The sequence below is a fragment of the Arthrobacter agilis genome (assembly GCF_006494655.1).
Taxonomy (GTDB): Bacteria; Actinomycetota; Actinomycetes; order Actinomycetales; family Micrococcaceae; genus Arthrobacter_D; species Arthrobacter_D agilis.
In genome coordinates, this window is record NZ_VHIM01000002.1 from 249,574 (window position 1) to 265,771 (window position 16,198).

Sequence of the window (16,198 nt, forward strand, 5' to 3'; positions counted from 1 at the left end):
GCAGCAGTACGAGCAGTCGGCTCCATTCTATAGAGAAACGGGCCGAATGCTGCCCGGAGGGAGCGCCTACTCTGGGCGCGTGGGTGCGAGGAGAAGCGGCGGCATGAGCGTCATCAACGAGCTGCGGATGCGAGCTCCCCTGGCCGAGCGCCGCAGCTGGGATGCGTCCCTTGCCGTGCGGCTCGCGCTCGCGGTGACGGTCATCTCGACGCTGCTCATCGGCGCGAACCTCGCCACGCCCATCTACCCGCTCATCCAGGCCGACCTGCACCTGAGCTCCTTCGCCGTCACGGTCGCCTTCGCCTCCTACGTGGTGGCGCTGATCGCGGGACTCGTGCTGGCCGGCCACTGGTCGGACCACATCGGTCGCCGCGCCGCGCTCGTCCTCGCTGTCGTCCTCGGCCTGCTCGGCGCTGCGCTGTTCGCGGTCGCCACGTCGCTGCCCATGCTGGCGGCAGGTCGAGCCCTCCAGGGAGGTGCCGTCGCGCTGGCGACCGGCGCCAGCGCTGCGGCGCTGCGCGATCTGCTGCCGAGCCGCCCGGATTGGGCGTCGCGCTTCACCCTCATGGCCTCGGCAGGTGGAGTCGCGGCGGGGCCGGTCATCGGCGGCCTCCTCTCCCTGCTGCCCGTCCCGACCCGCACACCGTTCATCCTGTACCTCGGGGTGCTCGCCAGTCTCCTGATCCCGCTGGTCCTTCTCCGGGCACGGCCGGCCATCAAAGCGGCGGCTGCCGTCAATCCGCTCTCGGCCCTCCGGCCGAGGCGCCCCGCGGTCTCACCGGACGCGCGCCGATCCTTCTGGACGGCTGCCTCCGTAGGCTTCCTGAGCTTCGCGGTCTTCGGATTCACGCTGAGCCTCGCACCCACCTGGTTCGCCGAGATCGCCGGGACGTCCTCCAGGCCACTGATCGGTCTCCTCGCGGCGCTGGTGCTCGGCTCCTCGGCAGTGAGCCAACTGATCTCGCCGCGCGGCCGGTTCGTCGTACCGGTCGGCCTGGCCGCCATGGCCGTCGGCGTGGGGCTGCTCCCTGCTGCGGAGGTGACCGGGAGCCTCCCGCTGCTCGTCGGCGCCTGTCTGGTCGCGGGGTTCGGGCAGGGCATGGCATTCCGCGTCGTGTTCAACGAGGTGTCCGTCCGGGTGGACCCGTCGCTGCACGCACAGACGATCAGCGCCGTGTACGTGATCACCTACCTCGGCAGCGCCGTCCCCGTGCTCGGCCTCGGTGCGGCGGCCGGAATCTGGGGACTGAATGTCTCCGTGACCGTCTTCGCGCTGACGATCGCCGGAATCTGCTCGGTCCTCGCGGTCGGGTCCCTCGTCCGCAGGCATCGCCCGGTGCGCTGACCGCGCGCAGCCACCCGGATCCAGGGGGCGTCGATCGAGTGGTAGCCCCGGCGGCGTGGTTCCGGCGGTGGGGGCCCGGAGGCGTCGCCTGGACGGGCCGAGCGCTTTGTAGGCTGTAGGCATGCCTGATTCTCTCGAGTCCCCACCACCCGCCGCCCGGGACGAGCGGGACGAGCGGGACGACTGGGGCGTCGTGCCGCCGGGTCCCCTCGTCGTCGGGCTCGACATCGGCGGCTCCAAGACCCACGGCGCTGTGTGGGCGGGCGGTACCCTCGTGGCGGAAGCCAGGTCGGGCAGTGCCAACGTGCAGAACGTGACGCCGGATGACGCCGCGCGCAGCCTGACTCAGCTCTTCCACGACCTCCTGCCGGGAGAACATCGCGGGGTATCCCGTGTCGTCACCGGCTCCGGGGGAGTGGACACCGCAGCGGACGCGGAGCGGCTCCGCGAACTCATCGCTCCGCATGCGCCCGGAGCCGCCGTCGACGTCGTCCACGACACACGCCTGATCCTGGCGGCGGGAGGAGCGCGGACCGGAATCGCCGTCATCGTGGGCACGGGGTCCGTGGCGTGGGGTGTGGGGGAGGACGGTCGGGAAGCCCGCTCCGGCGGCTGGGGCTACCTGCTCGGGGACGAGGGCAGCGGGTACTGGGTAGCACGCGAGGCCGTGCGCCGCGCCCTGCACCGGCACGATCTCGGGCAGCACCCTGATGCCCTCGACACCGCCGTGCTCGCACTCAACAAAGTCTCCACGCCCACCGAGCTCATCGGCCTCTTCCATTCGGGTGCGGGGCGCACCTATTGGGCGTCCCAGTCGCGCGCCGTCTTCGACGCCGCGCTGGGCGGCCACTCCGATGCCCAGGGCATCATTCAGCGGGCTGCAGTCGATCTCACGCGGCTCGTGCTCGACGTCGTCACCGTGATCGGCCTCCCGGGCCCCGTGGTGCTCGGCGGCGGGCTCGCCATGCATCAGCCGGACCTGCAGGCACGCCTCGTGGCACTGCTCCACGACGAGGGAATCACCGACGTCGTGTTCCTCGACACGGACCCCGTCATGGGCGTCCGCTTCCTCGTGGACGAGGCGTCCTAGCGTTCCGGCTGCGCCCGAACCTTTCGGCGCCCACGCGGCGGCCGGCGAGGGGCGTAGGAATCGCCGACGAGACGCACTCGTGACCCAGACGGAATCCTCACCGCTCCGAAGACATGGTTAGACTCAGAACCTCCGACAGCTTGAACTGACCGCTGCGCGCCCCGCCCAGCGAACAACCAGACGGCAAGCCGGACCCGTACCTGGTACGGACCCGCGGGCGCAGCCCGGCCGAGAAGCTCCTGCCCGGAAAGGCACAGCTGCCATGACAGTCCCAGAGCAATCGTCCAGCCCGCTCCCCATGATCCGGTTCAACGGCGTCACCAAGACCTACGACGCCGGCCGCCCCGCGGTCGACGACCTCACCATGGACATCGACTGTGGCGAGATCACGGTCTTCGTCGGCCCCTCAGGCTGCGGAAAGACCACCTCGCTGCGCATGATCAATCGCATGGTCGAACCCACGTCTGGCACCATCCTCCTCGACGGGCAGGACGTCTCCCAGCAGAAGGCCTCCGAGCTGCGACGCTCCATGGGCTACGTCATGCAGTCCTCGGGACTCATGCCGCACCGCTCGGTGATCGACAACATCGCGACCGTGCCCCGGCTCAACGGCGTCCCACGAACCGAGGCTCGCGCCCGCGCACGCGAACTGCTCGACGTCGTCGGCCTCGCCTCCGAGCTGGGCCGCCGCTACCCGGGGCAGCTCTCGGGCGGCCAGCAGCAGCGCGTGGGCGTGGCCCGCGCACTCGCCGCAGACCCTCCCGTGCTGCTCATGGACGAGCCCTTCAGCGCCGTGGACCCCGTGGTCCGCGCCGAACTGCAGGAAGAGCTGCTGCGCCTGCAGCGGGACCTCGCCAAGACCATCGTGTTCGTCACGCACGACATCGACGAGGCCACGATCCTCGGCGACAAGGTCGCCGTCTTCGCCGTCGGCGGGCGCCTCGCACAGTTCGCGGCACCCGAGGAGATCCTCCGGGCCCCCGTCGACGATTTCGTCGCCGGCTTCGTGGGCCGCGACCGCGGGTTCCGCCACCTCTCCTTCCAGGAGGGGCGGCACGTCACCGTCCACCCCATCGAGACCATCGAGGTCGAACAGCTGGGCGACCCCACGGTGTCAGTCCTCTCGCCGTGGACCCTCCTCGTCGACGCCGACGGGCGTCCCCACGGCTGGGTGCCGCAGGCCACGCGCAGCAGCATCACCACGCAGGCAGAGGCCGTTCCGGGTGGTTCGCTCTACACCCGCGGCGACACCCTGCGACGGGCCCTCGACGCAGCGCTCTCCTCGCCCTCGGGCCTCGGCGTGACGGTGGACGACGACGGCCGGGCCATCGGTGTGGTGCGCGCCGCCGAAGTCTTCGACCTCATCGAATCAGCACGGGTGGACCGCGGCCGCGCCGACCACAACACGGCGGTCTAGGCGTGGACTGGATCCAGGGCGTCATCGACTACGTCCCCGCCAACGCGGCGCTGCTGCGCGAACTCACCGGCAACCACCTCGTCCAGTCGATCCTGCCGATCGTGTTCGGAGTGATCATCGCCGTACCCCTCGCGCAGATCGCCCGCCTCAACCGGTCGGCGGGCGCGGTCATGCTGACCGCGTCGTCGCTCCTCTACACCATCCCCTCGCTCGCGATGTTCGTCTTCCTGCCGCTGGTGCTCGGCACCAGCATCCTCAGCATGGTCAACGTGGTGGTGGCCCTGACGATCTACGCCGTCGCGCTCCTGATGCGCTCCACCGTCGACGCCCTGAACTCGATCGACGACGGCGTCCGACAGGCCGCCGTCGCCATGGGGTACACGCCGCTGCGCCGGTTCCTGACCGTCGACCTCCCGCTGGCCGTCCCCGTGCTCATCGCGGGGATACGCGTCATCTCCGTCACCAACATCTCGATGGTCAGCGTCGGCGCGCTGATCGGCGTCCCGAGTCTGGGGCGCCTCTTCACCGACGGCCTGACGCGCAACTACCCGGAGCAGATCGCCGTCGGCATCATCGCGACCCTGCTGCTGGCCCTTGTCCTGGACCTCCTGCTGGTGCTCCTGGAACGAGTCCTGACCCCGTGGACACGCGCCACGTCCTCGCGCACCGCACGCGCGGCGGCCCTCGACGCACGGACGGTGGCCGCCTGATGGACTACTCGAGCAGCAATCTCTTCGTCCAGATGGGCGAGTGGCTGTCGGATCCGACGAACTGGAGCGGAGCGCGCGGCATCCCCATGCGTGTCCTCGAGCACCTCGGCTACGTGGGCCTGACCATGCTGATCGCCTGCGCCATCGCCGTGCCGCTCGGGATGTACGTCGGCCACACCGGGCGCGGACGGGTCCTGATCGTCTCCGGTATCGGCATCCTGCGGGCGCTGCCCACCCTCGGCATGGTGTTCCTGTTCGCCCTGCTCTTCTACCGCGGCGTCCTGCCCTCGGTGTGGGCGCTGGTCCTGCTCGCCGTGCCGCCCGTCCTCAGCGGGGTGTACGCGGGCATCTCGTCGGTCAACCGCACCGTCGTCGACGCAGCCCGCAGCATGGGGCTGACCGAAGCGCAGATCCTGTTCCGCGTCGAGGTGCCCAACGGACTCCACGTCATGATCGGCGGTGTCCGCGCCGGCATCCTGCAGGTCGTCGCGACCGCCACGGTCGTGGCGTACGCGAAAGCGGACGGACTGGGCGTGTTCCTCGTCGAGGGCACGCAGATCAACGACAACGGGCGGCTCTTCGGGGGCGCGGTGGTGATCGCGGTCCTCGCGATCGCCGTCGACGGCCTGATGGCGCTCATCCAAAAGTTTGCGATCTCGCCGGGGCTGCGTGCCACGCCGCCGCCCGCGGGATCGTCGGAAGAATCTGGCCGGCAAGAGGCCGTCGCCAGTGCACAAGGAGGAACAACATGAAGAACCTGTCACACCCGCGCGCCGGACGGCGCGCCATGATGGGACTGGCCGGCGGCCTGACGGCCATGCTGGCGTTGACTGCCTGCGGTGCCAACAGCGACCCGCAGGGGGAGACCGAGAGCGCCGGACCCGCAGGGTCCATCGTGGTCGGCTCAGCTGACTTCCCGGAGAGCCAGATCATCGCGGAGATCTACGCCGGTGCCTTGAACGGCGCCGGTATCGAGGCCAGCACGAAGCCGAACATCGGCTCCCGTGAGATCTACTACCAGGCGATGGAGGACGGGTCCATCAACGTCATCCCCGAGTACAGCGGCAACCTGCTGCTCCTCGCGGACCCCGAGGCCACCGCTGCGTCCGCCGAGGACATCATGGCAGCACTGCCGGACGCCCTCGACGCCAAGTCCCCGGACGCCAGCCTCGGCGTCCTGGAGCCCAGCGAGGCGGAGGACAAGGACGCGCTCGTCGTCACCGCGGCCACGGCCGAGGAGTACGGCCTCGAGTCCATCGCGGATCTCGCCGAGGTCTGCGGCGAGATCACCATCGGCGCCCCGAGCACATTCCAGGAGCGGGCCTACGGACTTCCCGGCCTCAAGGAGAAGTACAACTGCGAGCCCGGCGGCTTCGAGGCCCTGAACGACGGCGGTGGGGAACTGACACTGCAGGCCCTGCTGAACGACGACGTGCAGGTGGCAGACATCTACACGACGACGCCGTCCATCGAGGACAACGATCTCGTGGTCCTCGAGGACCCCGAGGACAACTTCATCGCGCAGCAGGTTCTGCCGCTCATCAACACGGACACCGTGAGCGAGGAGGCGCAGAACGTCCTCAACGAGGTGTCGGCGCAGCTCACCACGGAGGATCTCCTCTCGCTCAACCGCGAGGTCAGCGGCGACGAGAAGCGCGCCCCGGCCGACGCGGCAGCGGACTGGCTGGCGGACAAGGGCCTCGCGGGCTAGTTCCGCGGACCCCCGGTTCCAGCTGTGAGGGGCCCGGTGCGCGGCATTGCTATCCCGCGCACCGGGCCCCTGCTGTGGCATCCTGAACCAATGGCCACCTACAAGCAGTCGGATAAGCTCCGTAACGTCCTCTACGACATCAGGGGGCCGCTGCTCGAACACGCCATGGCGATGGAGGCCCAGGGCCACCGCATCCTGAAACTCAACATCGGCAACCCCGCACCCTTCGGGTTCGAGGCACCGGACGCCATCCTCGTGGACATGATCCGCAACCTGCCGAAGGCCCAGGGCTACAGCGACTCCCGCGGCATCTACTCCGCGCGCACCGCCGTCGTGCAGTACTACCAGAGCCGCGGCATCAACTCGATCGACGTCGACGACGTCTACCTCGGCAACGGGGTCAGCGAGCTCATCACGCTCTCCATGCAGGCGCTCCTGAACGCGGGCGACGAGGTCCTCATCCCCACCCCGGACTACCCACTGTGGACGGCGTCCGTCGCGCTCGCCAGCGGAACCCCTGTGCACTACCTGTGCAACGAGGACGAGCACTGGTGGCCGGACCTCGAGGACATGGCCTCGAAGATCACGCCGAACACCAAGGGCATCGTCCTCATCAACCCGAACAATCCGACGGGCGCGGTCTACCCGAAAGCGGTCCTCGAGGGGATCGTGCGGCTTGCCCGGGAGCACGGGCTGATCCTGTTCGCGGACGAGATCTACGAGAAGATCCTGTACGACGACGCCGTGCACATCAATGCCGCGTCCGTGGCGGGTGACGACGTCCTGTGCCTCACGTTCAGCGGGCTGTCGAAGGCCTACCGGATCGCCGGGTTCCGCAGCGGCTGGATGGCCATCTCGGGGCCCAAGCGCGAGGCGGCCAACTACATCGAGGGCATCAACCTCCTCGCCAACATGCGGCTCTGCGCGAATGTTCCCGCCCAGCACGCCATCCAGACGGCCCTCGGCGGCTATCAGAGCATCAACGACCTCATCCTCCCGGGCGGCCGGTTGAAGCAGCAGCGCGATAAGGCGGCGCAGATGCTCAACGCCATTCCCGGCGTCAGCTGCGAGGTGGCGCAGGGTGCGCTGTACCTCTTCCCGAAGCTGGACCCCGAGGTGTATCCGATCCGCGACGACGAGAAGTTCGCGCTGGACCTCCTGAAGCAGCAGAAGATCCTGATCTCCCACGGCAGTGCGTTCAACTGGGTGAACACCGACCACTTCCGCATGGTGACCCTGCCGAGTGTGGAGGTCATCGAGGACGCCATCGGTCGCCTCGCCGACTTCCTCTCCAGCTACAAGCCCTGACGACCTACAAGCCCTGACCACGCCCGGCCCCGATCACAGGAGAACCCATGGCACACGCACACGACAAGGTCACCGACCTGCGTCGGCTCCTCATGGCCGGTCCGGATCTCGCGCTGTCGGAGGTCGACCCCCGCTCGACGCCGGGATTCGACGGCGGCAAGAAGAAGGGCAAAGCGGCGCTCGAGGCGGGCGCGGACGCTCTCTCCTCGCTGCAGGAGAAGCTGTTCGCCGAGAGCCGTGCCGGCAGTGAGATCTCCGTGCTGCTCGTCCTGCAGGGCATGGACACCTCCGGCAAGGGAGGTGTCGTCCGGCACGTCGTCGGACTCGTGGACCCGCAGGGTGTGCAGCACCACGCTTTCAAGGCGCCCACCGAGGAGGAGCGCAGTCACAACTTCCTCTGGCGCATCCGCCGTCAGCTGCCGAAGGCCGGCATGATCGGCGTGTTCGACCGGTCGCACTACGAGGACGTCCTGATCCACCGGGTACGGGGACTCTCACCCGCCGAGGAGATCGAGAAGCGCTACGCCGCCATCAGGACCTTCGAGGCGAAGGTGGTGGCCTCGGGCACCAGGGTGCTCAAGGTCATGCTGCACATCAGCAAGGACGAGCAGAAGGACCGCCTCGCCGAGCGACTCGATCGCAAGGACAAATTCTGGAAGTACAACCCCGGCGACGTCGACGAGCGGGGCTACTGGGAGCAGTACCAGGAGGCATACGACGTCGCGATCGCCCGGACCAGCACCCCGGACACGCCCTGGTTCGTGGTTCCTGCCGATCGCAAGTGGTACGCACGGCTGGCGGTCCAGCAGCTGCTCACCGCCACGCTCGAGGACATGCAGCTGAGCTGGCCGAGGGCGGACTTCGATGTCGAGGCGGAGAAAGCCCGATTGGCGGCCACCTGATGTCCCCCAAAACGGGATCGGCTGCTCCCGGCCGGGTCCAGGACGAGGAAGGACGGCCATGAGCGAAGAGCGCAGACGTGAACTCGGGGACTCCGACGCACCAGTCGAGGACGAGCTGAAGGAATCATTCGACAAGACGGTCACCGAGGGCGCCGAGAGGCTGCAGCGGACCATGCGGAATATCCTGGTCACCGGGATCTTCGGCGGGTTCGAGATAGGTCTCGGCATCATGGCCTACCTGGCGGTGATGCACGAGACCGGCAACGAACTCCTGGCGGGCCTTGCCTTCGGCGTGGGACTGGTGGCGCTGCTGCTCGCCCACAGCGAGCTGTTCACCGAGAACTTCCTCATGCCCGTCGCGGCGGTCGTGGCGAAGGAGGGCAGCCTCGGGCAGCTGGCGAAGCTGTGGGGCGGGACGCTCGCGGCGAACCTCGCCGGTGGCTGGCTCTTCGTCTGGATCGTCATGCAGGCGTTCCCGCAGTGGGCGGCGACGGTGAGCGAGAGCGCCCACCACTACGTGGATGCTCCCTTCTCCCTGCAGAGCATCGCCCTCGCGCTGCTGGGCGGCAGCACCATCACGCTGATGAGCCGCATGCAGCAGGGGACGGAGAACGACGTCGCACGCATCATCGCCACCATGATCGGCGGGTTCCTCCTGGCCGGGCTCCAGCTCTTCCACTCGATCCTCGACTCGCTCCTGATCTTCGGCGCCATCCAGTCGGGGGCGGATATCACGTACGGCCAGTGGCTCGGCTGGTTCGGGTACACCCTGCTCTTCAACGTGCTCGGCGGGCTCCTTCTCGTGACGCTGCTCCGCCTCGTCCGGACCAAGGAACTGATCAATGCACGCCGGGAGGACGCGCCTGAGGATCCGGATGCGCCCCACGATCGATGACCGGCCTGGACCTGCCCGGACCTGCCTGGAGCTGACAAGGGTGACGCGACGGACCAGCCCGGACTTGTCTGGACCTGCCGGGACCTGATGTGGGTGACGTGACGCACCAGCGCACGCAACGCACGCGGCGGTCCTTTCTGTGACGCCGACGGCCGCGGCGTCCTGTGCGGCAGGTCCGGCCCCGGAAGCTGCGTTCTACTGCCCCTCGGCCCTGGTGCGTGCGGCGGCCAACCGGGCCTTCGCGCCCTCCAGCCAGCCCTCGCAGCGATCGGCCAGGGCCTCGCCACGCTCCCACAGCGCGAGCGACTCCTCCAGGCTCACGCCACCCGCTTCCAGGCGGGACACCACGGCGACCAACTCCTCGCGGGCCTGCTCGTAGGAGAGCGAATCGATATCGGCAGGCTTGGCTGCGCTGTGCGTGTTCTCGGTCATGGGGTCTCCCTCATCTGGTGGTCCGACCGATTCCGGGCGGGATAGGTCTTCGTGCGGAGGGCACGGGCTCGGTACGCGGTTCCATGGGAACGGTGGATTCCCGCCACGGCGGGTCTCACTCGCGCTCCGGGACGGCGAGGGTTTCCTCGGCGCGGACGGCGAACTGGCCGCCCGCGACCCGCACGTGCAGGGGTTCGTGCGATCCGACGTCGGCCGGGTCCCGGATCACCTGTCCGCCGATGGTCTGTACGACGGCGTAGCCGCGGTCGAGGGTCTTCTGCGGAGAGAGGGACCGTACCCTTTGTCGAAGATGGAGGACGGCGTCCGCCTCCCTGTCCACGGCCGCCGTCACGCATCGCAGGGCCCGCGATCGGAGGCGCTCGATGTCCGCCTCCCGCACGTCGATCATGCCCTCGGGCTTCGAGAGGGAGGGACGCGAGCGCAGGTTGGCGAGGCTGTCGCTCTCGCGGTGCACGAGCACCCGGATCGACCGCTCGAGCGCCGCGCGCGCCTGCCGGATCCGCGCCAGCTCCTCACCCACGTCGGGGACCACGCGCTTGGCCGCATCCGTCGGTGTGGAGGCACGCAGGTCGGCGACGTCGTCGAGCAGCGGGCGATCGGCCTCGTGGCCGATGGCGCTGACCACGGGCGTGGCGGTGCCCGCGACCGCACGCACCAGGGACTCGTCGCTGAAGGGAAGAAGGTCCTCGAGCGCACCACCTCCGCGGGCGATGATGATCACGTCGACCTGCTCGTGCGCGTCGAGTTCGGCCAGGGCCGCCGTCACCTGCGCGACGCTGCTGACACCCTGCACCGCCACCTCGCGCACCTCGAACTCGACGGCCGGCCATCGCAGGGCGGCGTTACGCATCACGTCCTTCATGGCGTCGGAATCGCGACCGGTGATCAGCCCGATGCGGTGGGGGAGCAGGGGCAGGGGCTTCTTGCGCGCGTCCGAGAAGAGACCCTCGCCCGCCAGAGCCTGCCGCAGCCGTTCGATGCGGGCCAGGAGATCGCCGATCCCGACCGGGCGGATGTCGATCGTCTGCATCGACAGGCGCCCGGTCTTCAGCCAGAAGTCGGGTTTCAGGCGGGCGACCACACGGGAGCCGCGCTCGAGCGGCGAGGAGGTCCTGTCCATCACGGTGCCGTAGACGGACAGCGAGAGCGAGACCTCGGAATCGACGTCCCGCAGCGTGATGTAGCACATGCTGGCGCGGCGATTCAGCTCGATCACCTGGCCCTCGACCCACGCCGCGGGCGCCCGCTCGATATGCGCCTTGAGTTTCTCGGACAGCAGGTGCAGCGGCCAGGGCGAGTCGGGTGATGTCTCGCCGGCCGTCGCCGGGAGGGTCGAGGGGGAGTCAGCTGTCGTCCGACCTGCTCCGGCAGGTACCGGCGTGCCCCGAGAGGCGGACGGGGCAGGCGCCGTCGGTCCGTCGCTCGTCATGGCGATCCTCTTCCCTGGCTGGCATTCACCCTTCATCTCTACCATTCCCGACCCCCTGAACAGGGCTCCACCACAGGTATGTGGGTTCTGCTCCTCGCCTCCTCCACGCCACGCGGTCGGCGGAGGCGAGCGCCGCCACCAGGCCGACCCGGCATAATCGTGACTTCCAGCCCCCGTCCAAGGAATACATGCGGACCATCATCTCTGCCCTGCTCGCTCTGCTCGCGCTCGCCATGACAGCCGCGGGTCTCGCCTCGGCGTGGGTCGACGAGAACTTCGTGCAGGAGTCCGGTTTCGTCGCCCTCGCGGCCCCCCTGGCGGACGACGCCGGTTTCCAGGCGGAACTGTCGGACGCGCTGGTGGAAGAGGTGACCGGGTCGGTGGGGCTTCCCGAACAGCTCGACGGCGTCGTGGAGCCGCTCATCCGCAACGCCGCAGGAGCCGTCACGCGGTCCGCCGCCTACCCCGCCACCTGGACGGAGACGCTGGAGCTCTCCCACGCGCTGACCTTCGCGCGGGCCCCCGATCCCTCGGAGCCTGCTCCAGCGATCCTCGTGCTCGACCTCGGGCCCGTCGTGCACCTCGTGACGGACAGCGTCGGCGGAGGTCTCGGCCTGGAGATCCCTGCCCCGTCGGACACCACCGTGGGCATCGGGTCGATCGAGCGCGGCGGTCTGCTGAGCGGAATCGCCGACGTCGTCCAGCCCTGGCGGCTGTACCTCGTAGCCGCCGCGGTTCTCGCCCTCCTGGCGGTCGTGATTGCGCGACGCCGAGGTACCACCCTCGCGCTGCTCGGGCTCGGGGTGGCGGGCATCGGCCTTCTCGGGCTGCTCGCGCGGCACTGGGTTCCTTCGCTGGCCGGGCAGACGCCCGGAACCAACGCCATCGCGGACGTCTTCCTCACGGGACTGGCGACGCGTGCCGGAGCGGACATCGCCTCCGCGAGCCTCCCGGTGATCGTCGGAGGACTCGTCGCGCTCGTCCTCGGGCTAGTGCTCCAGGTGGCTTTCGGACGCCGCCGTAGGGCTTAGCTCACAGCGGAGCAGGTGGCGTATCAGCCGGTGGTCGGACGTCGACCCGGTAGAATCGCGGCATGACCAGTACCACCGTTCAGGTCCCCATGCCCACCATCCCCCGCAGGCGCCGATCACCGGAGGACGTCCTCGCGGCTGCTCCCGTGGTGGGGGAGAAGAGGGTGCTGCTGGCGGCGCCCCGAGGGTATTGCGCGGGTGTGGACCGCGCGGTGATCGCCGTCGAGAAGGCTCTCGAGCATTACGGGCCCCCGGTCTACGTGCGCAAGCAGATCGTCCACAACCTGCATGTTGTGTCGACGCTCGAAGCGAAGGGCGCCATCTTCGTCGACGAGACGGACGAGGTGCCCGAGGGGGCGCTGGTCGTCTTCTCCGCCCACGGCGTCTCCCCGGCCGTCGTGCAGTCCGCCGAGGATCGCGGACTCCGCACGATCGACGCCACGTGCCCTCTCGTCACCAAGGTCCACAAGGAAGCGCAGCGATTCGCGCGCGACGACTTCGACATCCTCCTGATCGGCCACGAAGGGCATGAGGAAGTGGAAGGGACCGCAGGCGAGGCTCCGGAGCACATCCAGATCGTGAACGGTCCCGAGGACGTGGACAAGGTCCAGGTCCGCGATCCGGAACGGCTGATCTGGCTCTCGCAGACCACGCTCAGCGTGGACGAGACCATGCTGACGGTGAACCTCCTCAAGGAACGGTTCCCCACCCTGCAGGACCCTCCGAGCGACGACATCTGCTATGCCACGTCCAATCGGCAGGCAGCCATCAAGAAGATCGCGCCGCAGACGGATGTCGTGATCGTGGTGGGTTCGGCGAACTCGTCGAATTCGGTCCGCCTGGTGGAGGTGGCCCTGGAGTACGGAGCCAAGGCGTCCTACCGTGTGGACTTCGCCAACGAGGTCGACGAGTCCTGGTTCGAGGGGGTCCGCACGGTCGGGATCTCGAGCGGTGCTTCCGTTCCGGAGAACCTGGTCCAGGACGTGCTGCGACTGCTGGCCGAGTACGGGTACGGCGAGGTCGAGGAAGTGGTGACGGCCGAGGAGGACATCATCTTCTCGCTGCCGAAGGAGATCCGCTCGGCGTTGAAGGCGATGGGCGATTCCTCCCAGGGCCGTGGCGGGCGCGGACCGCGTCCGGACCGCTCCTCGCTCAACTGACGTCCCGACGCCGGCGGCGCTGACCACCCGCGCCTTGCGTCGGGCGGATGCTCCGACCGCCGGTTCGTCTCAGATGCCGCGGGGCCCCGGCTCACCCGGCGGTGCCGTCCAGCAGTTCGTGGGCGGTCAGGGACCTCGGGGTGGCATCGACCGTGGCAGCCACCGGACCCGGAGCAGGAGACGTACCGGCCCGGTGTGCCCGGGCCGTCCCCAGGCTGCTCACCTCGGCGGCCGCCTGGCCGGCCGTCGGTGCGTTCCCGTCCACGGCTGCATCGACGACGTCGAGCGAGGCCGAGTCGAAGGCGCCGATGCGTCGCGCCGTGGGCAGCACCCTCGTCTCGAGGGCTCCGACAAAGGAGTTGTAGCGCTCCACCGACGTCTTGAGCGAGGCGCCGAGTCTCGTCACATGGCCACCCATGGTGCCCAGGCGCTCGTAGAGCTGCTTGGAGAGGTCGAACAGTTCACGGGCATTGTCCGTGAGGACGGCCTGGCGCCAGCTGAACGCAGCACCCTTCAGGATGCCGAGGAGTGAGACAGGAGAGGCGAGCGCGACATTGCGCGAGAAGGCGTAGTCCAGCAGTTCGGGGTCGGCGCGGAGCGCCTCGGAGAGGACCGATTCGACGGGAATGAAGCAGATGACCAGTTCCGGAGAGTTGGCGGCGCCCTCCCAGTACTTCTTCTTCGCCAGCGCGTCGACGTGGGCACGCAGTGCCTTCCCGTGCTGGCGGAGCAGCTCCACACGGCGGGCCTCCGTGGCCGAGGCGTCGGCGTCCGTTCGGCCGACCGCTGACCCGTCCAGCTCCTGAGCGGCCAGGAAGGCGCTCAGCGGCACCTTCGCGTCGATCACGAGCTGCTTGTCCCCGGGCAGCTGCACCACCATGTCGGGCCGTGACCGTTCACCGCCGTCGGCCGCCGCATAGGAGACCTGCTCCAGGAAGTCCACCCGGGAGAGCATTCCCGCGGCCTCGACGACGCGCCTGAGCTGCACTTCGCCCCACTGCCCGCGGGCGCTGGTACTGCGCAGTGCTCCGGCCAGAGTGTGTGTGGTGGAGAGCAGGCGGGCGTCCACCTCGCGGGCCTCCTCGAGTTGCCGGGCGAGCTGCCCGTACTGCTCCACCCGGTCGCGTTCGAGCAGGCCGACCTGGCGCTGCACCTGCGACAGCTTCTCCGCGACCGGCGCGAGTGCGCGCAGCACCTCCTGGTCCGTCGACGTCTTGCCCGAGAGCTCCCTGTTGTGCTGCTGCAGGAGGTCGCGCTGCGCGGCCGCGGCCGCGAGTTCCGTCGTCGTCCTGCCCAGCCGCGCCGTGGCGTCGTCGAGCTCGGTCTGCAGTGTCTCGGCCCGCGATCGCAGGGTGCGAGCCACGAGGAAGGCACCGAGGACGCAGCCCATGACGAAAGCGAGGATGACCAGGAGGACGGCTGTGGTGCTCATGGCCATACTGTCGCAGGAACCTCCGACATTCAGGCGGGGACGCACCGCAGGGCGGCCTGCCCACGGCCGGTAGACTTGTCTCCCGTGGCTCTTACTATCGGCATCGTCGGACTGCCCAACGTCGGCAAATCAACACTTTTCAACGCACTGACGCGGAACAACGTCCTCGCGGCGAACTATCCGTTCGCAACGATCGAGCCGAATGTCGGGGTGGTCAGCCTGCCCGATCCGCGCCTGGCGAAGCTCGCCGAGGTCTTCAGCTCGAAGCAACTCCTTCCCGCCACCGTGTCCTTCGTCGACATCGCGGGGATCGTGAAGGGCGCGTCCGAGGGCGAGGGCCTCGGCAACCAGTTCCTCGCCAACATCCGCGAGGCCGAGGCGATCGCCCAGGTCATCCGCGTGTTCGACGATCCCGACGTCATTCACGTGGACGGCAAGGTGGACCCGCGCTCCGACATGGAGACCATCAACACCGAGCTGATCCTCGCCGACCTGCAGACGCTCGAGAAGGCCATTCCGCGCGTCGAGAAGGAAGTGAAGATCAAGAAGCGCGAGGCCGCGCAGCTGACCGCGATGCAGGCCGCGCAGGCGGTCCTCGAGCGCGGCGACACCATCTTCTCGTCCGTCGCGAAGGACAAGCTGGAGATGGAGCACCTGCGGGAACTGAGCCTGCTCACCGCCAAGCCCTTCATCTACGTGTTCAACGTCGACGACGCCGTGCTCGGCAGCCCGGACCGCCAGCAGGAGCTCCGCGACCTCGTGGCGCCGGCGGACTCGATCTTCCTCGACGCCAAGCTCGAAGCCGACCTCGTGGAGCTCGACGAGGCCGAGGCCCGCGAGATGCTCGAGATGAACGGCCAGGAGGAGTCCGGCCTCGACCAGCTAGCGCGCGTCGGGTTCCACACCCTCGGACTGCAGACCTACCTCACGGCGGGTCCGAAGGAGAGCCGTGCCTGGACCATCAAGAAGGGTGCGACGGCGCCCGAGGCCGCGGGGGTCATCCACTCCGATTTCCAGCGAGGGTTTATCAAGGCCGAGGTGGTCTCCTTCGACGACCTCGTCGACGCCGGTTCCATGAGCGAGGCGAAGTCCCGCGGCAAGGTCCGCATCGAGGGCAAGGAATACGTCATGTCCGACGGCGACGTGGTGGAATTCAGATTCAATGTTTAGTTCGACATACGTACGTGCGTTGTCCGAATAAGCGGAACATAAGTAAAACCCCGGCTCTGAGGATTACTGGGTAGCCGGCCTGATAAGGCACCAACGACATACTCGACCTGATCCACCTGGGTGAATCGTCCTGGGGGGGAACTTC

The 16,198-nt window shown here is 68.6% G+C and carries 15 protein-coding genes; 12 read left to right on the forward strand and 3 right to left on the reverse strand.

The window, feature by feature from the left end; translation table 11 throughout:
* Positions 1 to 103: 103 nt before the first annotated feature.
* The 9 genes from FJV46_RS03980 to FJV46_RS04020 all read left to right on the forward strand — a co-directional run bounded on the left by FJV46_RS03980 (position 104) and on the right by FJV46_RS04020 (position 9,378).
* Entirely contained in the window at positions 104 to 1,345 is a 1,242-nt protein-coding gene (locus FJV46_RS03980) for an MFS transporter (protein ID WP_087029717.1), read from the forward strand.
* A 121-nt stretch (positions 1,346 to 1,466) separates the two neighbouring features.
* Positions 1,467 to 2,435 (forward strand): N-acetylglucosamine kinase, encoded by a 969-nt coding sequence (locus FJV46_RS03985; protein ID WP_087029714.1) that lies wholly within the window; start codon positions 1,467 to 1,469, stop codon positions 2,433 to 2,435.
* A 298-nt stretch (positions 2,436 to 2,733) separates the two neighbouring features.
* A complete protein-coding gene (locus FJV46_RS03990; protein ID WP_087029711.1) occupies positions 2,734 to 3,852 on the forward strand; it encodes an ABC transporter ATP-binding protein in 1,119 nt (372 codons plus the stop codon).
* Between the two features lie 2 nt (positions 3,853 to 3,854).
* Entirely contained in the window at positions 3,855 to 4,562 is a 708-nt protein-coding gene (locus tag FJV46_RS03995) for an ABC transporter permease (protein ID WP_306298293.1), read from the forward strand.
* A complete protein-coding gene (locus FJV46_RS04000; protein ID WP_087030339.1) occupies positions 4,562 to 5,314 on the forward strand; it encodes an ABC transporter permease in 753 nt (250 codons plus the stop codon). Before FJV46_RS03995 ends, FJV46_RS04000 begins: the two co-directional genes overlap by 1 nt.
* Positions 5,311 to 6,273 carry an ABC transporter substrate-binding protein gene (locus FJV46_RS04005; protein ID WP_087029708.1) on the forward strand — a complete coding sequence of 321 codons (963 nt, stop codon included), beginning with the start codon at positions 5,311 to 5,313 and terminating at the stop codon, positions 6,271 to 6,273. The genes FJV46_RS04000 and FJV46_RS04005 overlap by 4 nt, the downstream gene beginning before the upstream one ends.
* Before the next feature lie 90 nt (positions 6,274 to 6,363).
* The gene (locus FJV46_RS04010) at positions 6,364 to 7,581 is read left to right on the forward strand and encodes a pyridoxal phosphate-dependent aminotransferase (RefSeq protein ID WP_087029705.1); all 1,218 of its coding nucleotides are present in this window, start codon (positions 6,364 to 6,366) and stop codon (positions 7,579 to 7,581) included.
* A gap of 92 nt (positions 7,582 to 7,673) precedes the next feature.
* On the forward strand, positions 7,674 to 8,483 hold the full coding sequence (locus FJV46_RS04015; RefSeq protein ID WP_232008701.1) for a PPK2 family polyphosphate kinase: 810 nt from the start codon (positions 7,674 to 7,676) through the stop codon (positions 8,481 to 8,483).
* 58 nt (positions 8,484 to 8,541) lie between these two features.
* Positions 8,542 to 9,378 (forward strand): formate/nitrite transporter family protein, encoded by an 837-nt coding sequence (locus tag FJV46_RS04020; protein WP_087029699.1) that lies wholly within the window; start codon positions 8,542 to 8,544, stop codon positions 9,376 to 9,378.
* A 195-nt stretch (positions 9,379 to 9,573) separates the two neighbouring features.
* Here FJV46_RS04020 and FJV46_RS04025 read toward each other — a convergent pair whose 3' ends face one another.
* Together FJV46_RS04025 and xseA are read right to left on the reverse strand one after the other, a co-directional pair.
* Positions 9,574 to 9,810, reverse strand: a complete 237-nt coding sequence (locus tag FJV46_RS04025; protein ID WP_087029696.1) for an exodeoxyribonuclease VII small subunit — start codon at positions 9,808 to 9,810, stop codon at positions 9,574 to 9,576.
* A gap of 115 nt (positions 9,811 to 9,925) precedes the next feature.
* Positions 9,926 to 11,260, reverse strand: coding sequence for an exodeoxyribonuclease VII large subunit (xseA, locus tag FJV46_RS04030; protein ID WP_087029693.1), 1,335 nt, complete (start codon positions 11,258 to 11,260; stop codon positions 9,926 to 9,928).
* 188 nt (positions 11,261 to 11,448) lie between these two features.
* Here xseA and FJV46_RS15350 point away from each other — a divergent pair, with 188 nt between their 5' ends.
* Together FJV46_RS15350 and FJV46_RS04040 are read left to right on the forward strand one after the other, a co-directional pair.
* A complete protein-coding gene (locus FJV46_RS15350; RefSeq protein WP_087029691.1) occupies positions 11,449 to 12,291 on the forward strand; it encodes a hypothetical protein in 843 nt (280 codons plus the stop codon).
* Between the two features lie 62 nt (positions 12,292 to 12,353).
* Entirely contained in the window at positions 12,354 to 13,451 is a 1,098-nt protein-coding gene (locus FJV46_RS04040; protein ID WP_087029689.1) for a 4-hydroxy-3-methylbut-2-enyl diphosphate reductase, read from the forward strand.
* 91 nt (positions 13,452 to 13,542) lie between these two features.
* Here FJV46_RS04040 and FJV46_RS04045 read toward each other — a convergent pair whose 3' ends face one another.
* Complete coding sequence (locus FJV46_RS04045; protein ID WP_087030336.1) at positions 13,543 to 14,883, reverse strand: DNA recombination protein RmuC; 1,341 nt, start codon at positions 14,881 to 14,883, stop codon at positions 13,543 to 13,545.
* Positions 14,884 to 14,967: 84 nt separating this feature from the next.
* On the opposite strand from FJV46_RS04045, the gene ychF reads away from it, so the two are divergent.
* The gene (gene ychF, locus FJV46_RS04050) at positions 14,968 to 16,053 is read left to right on the forward strand and encodes a redox-regulated ATPase YchF (protein WP_087029686.1); all 1,086 of its coding nucleotides are present in this window, start codon (positions 14,968 to 14,970) and stop codon (positions 16,051 to 16,053) included.
* The last annotated feature ends 145 nt before the right edge of the window (positions 16,054 to 16,198 follow it).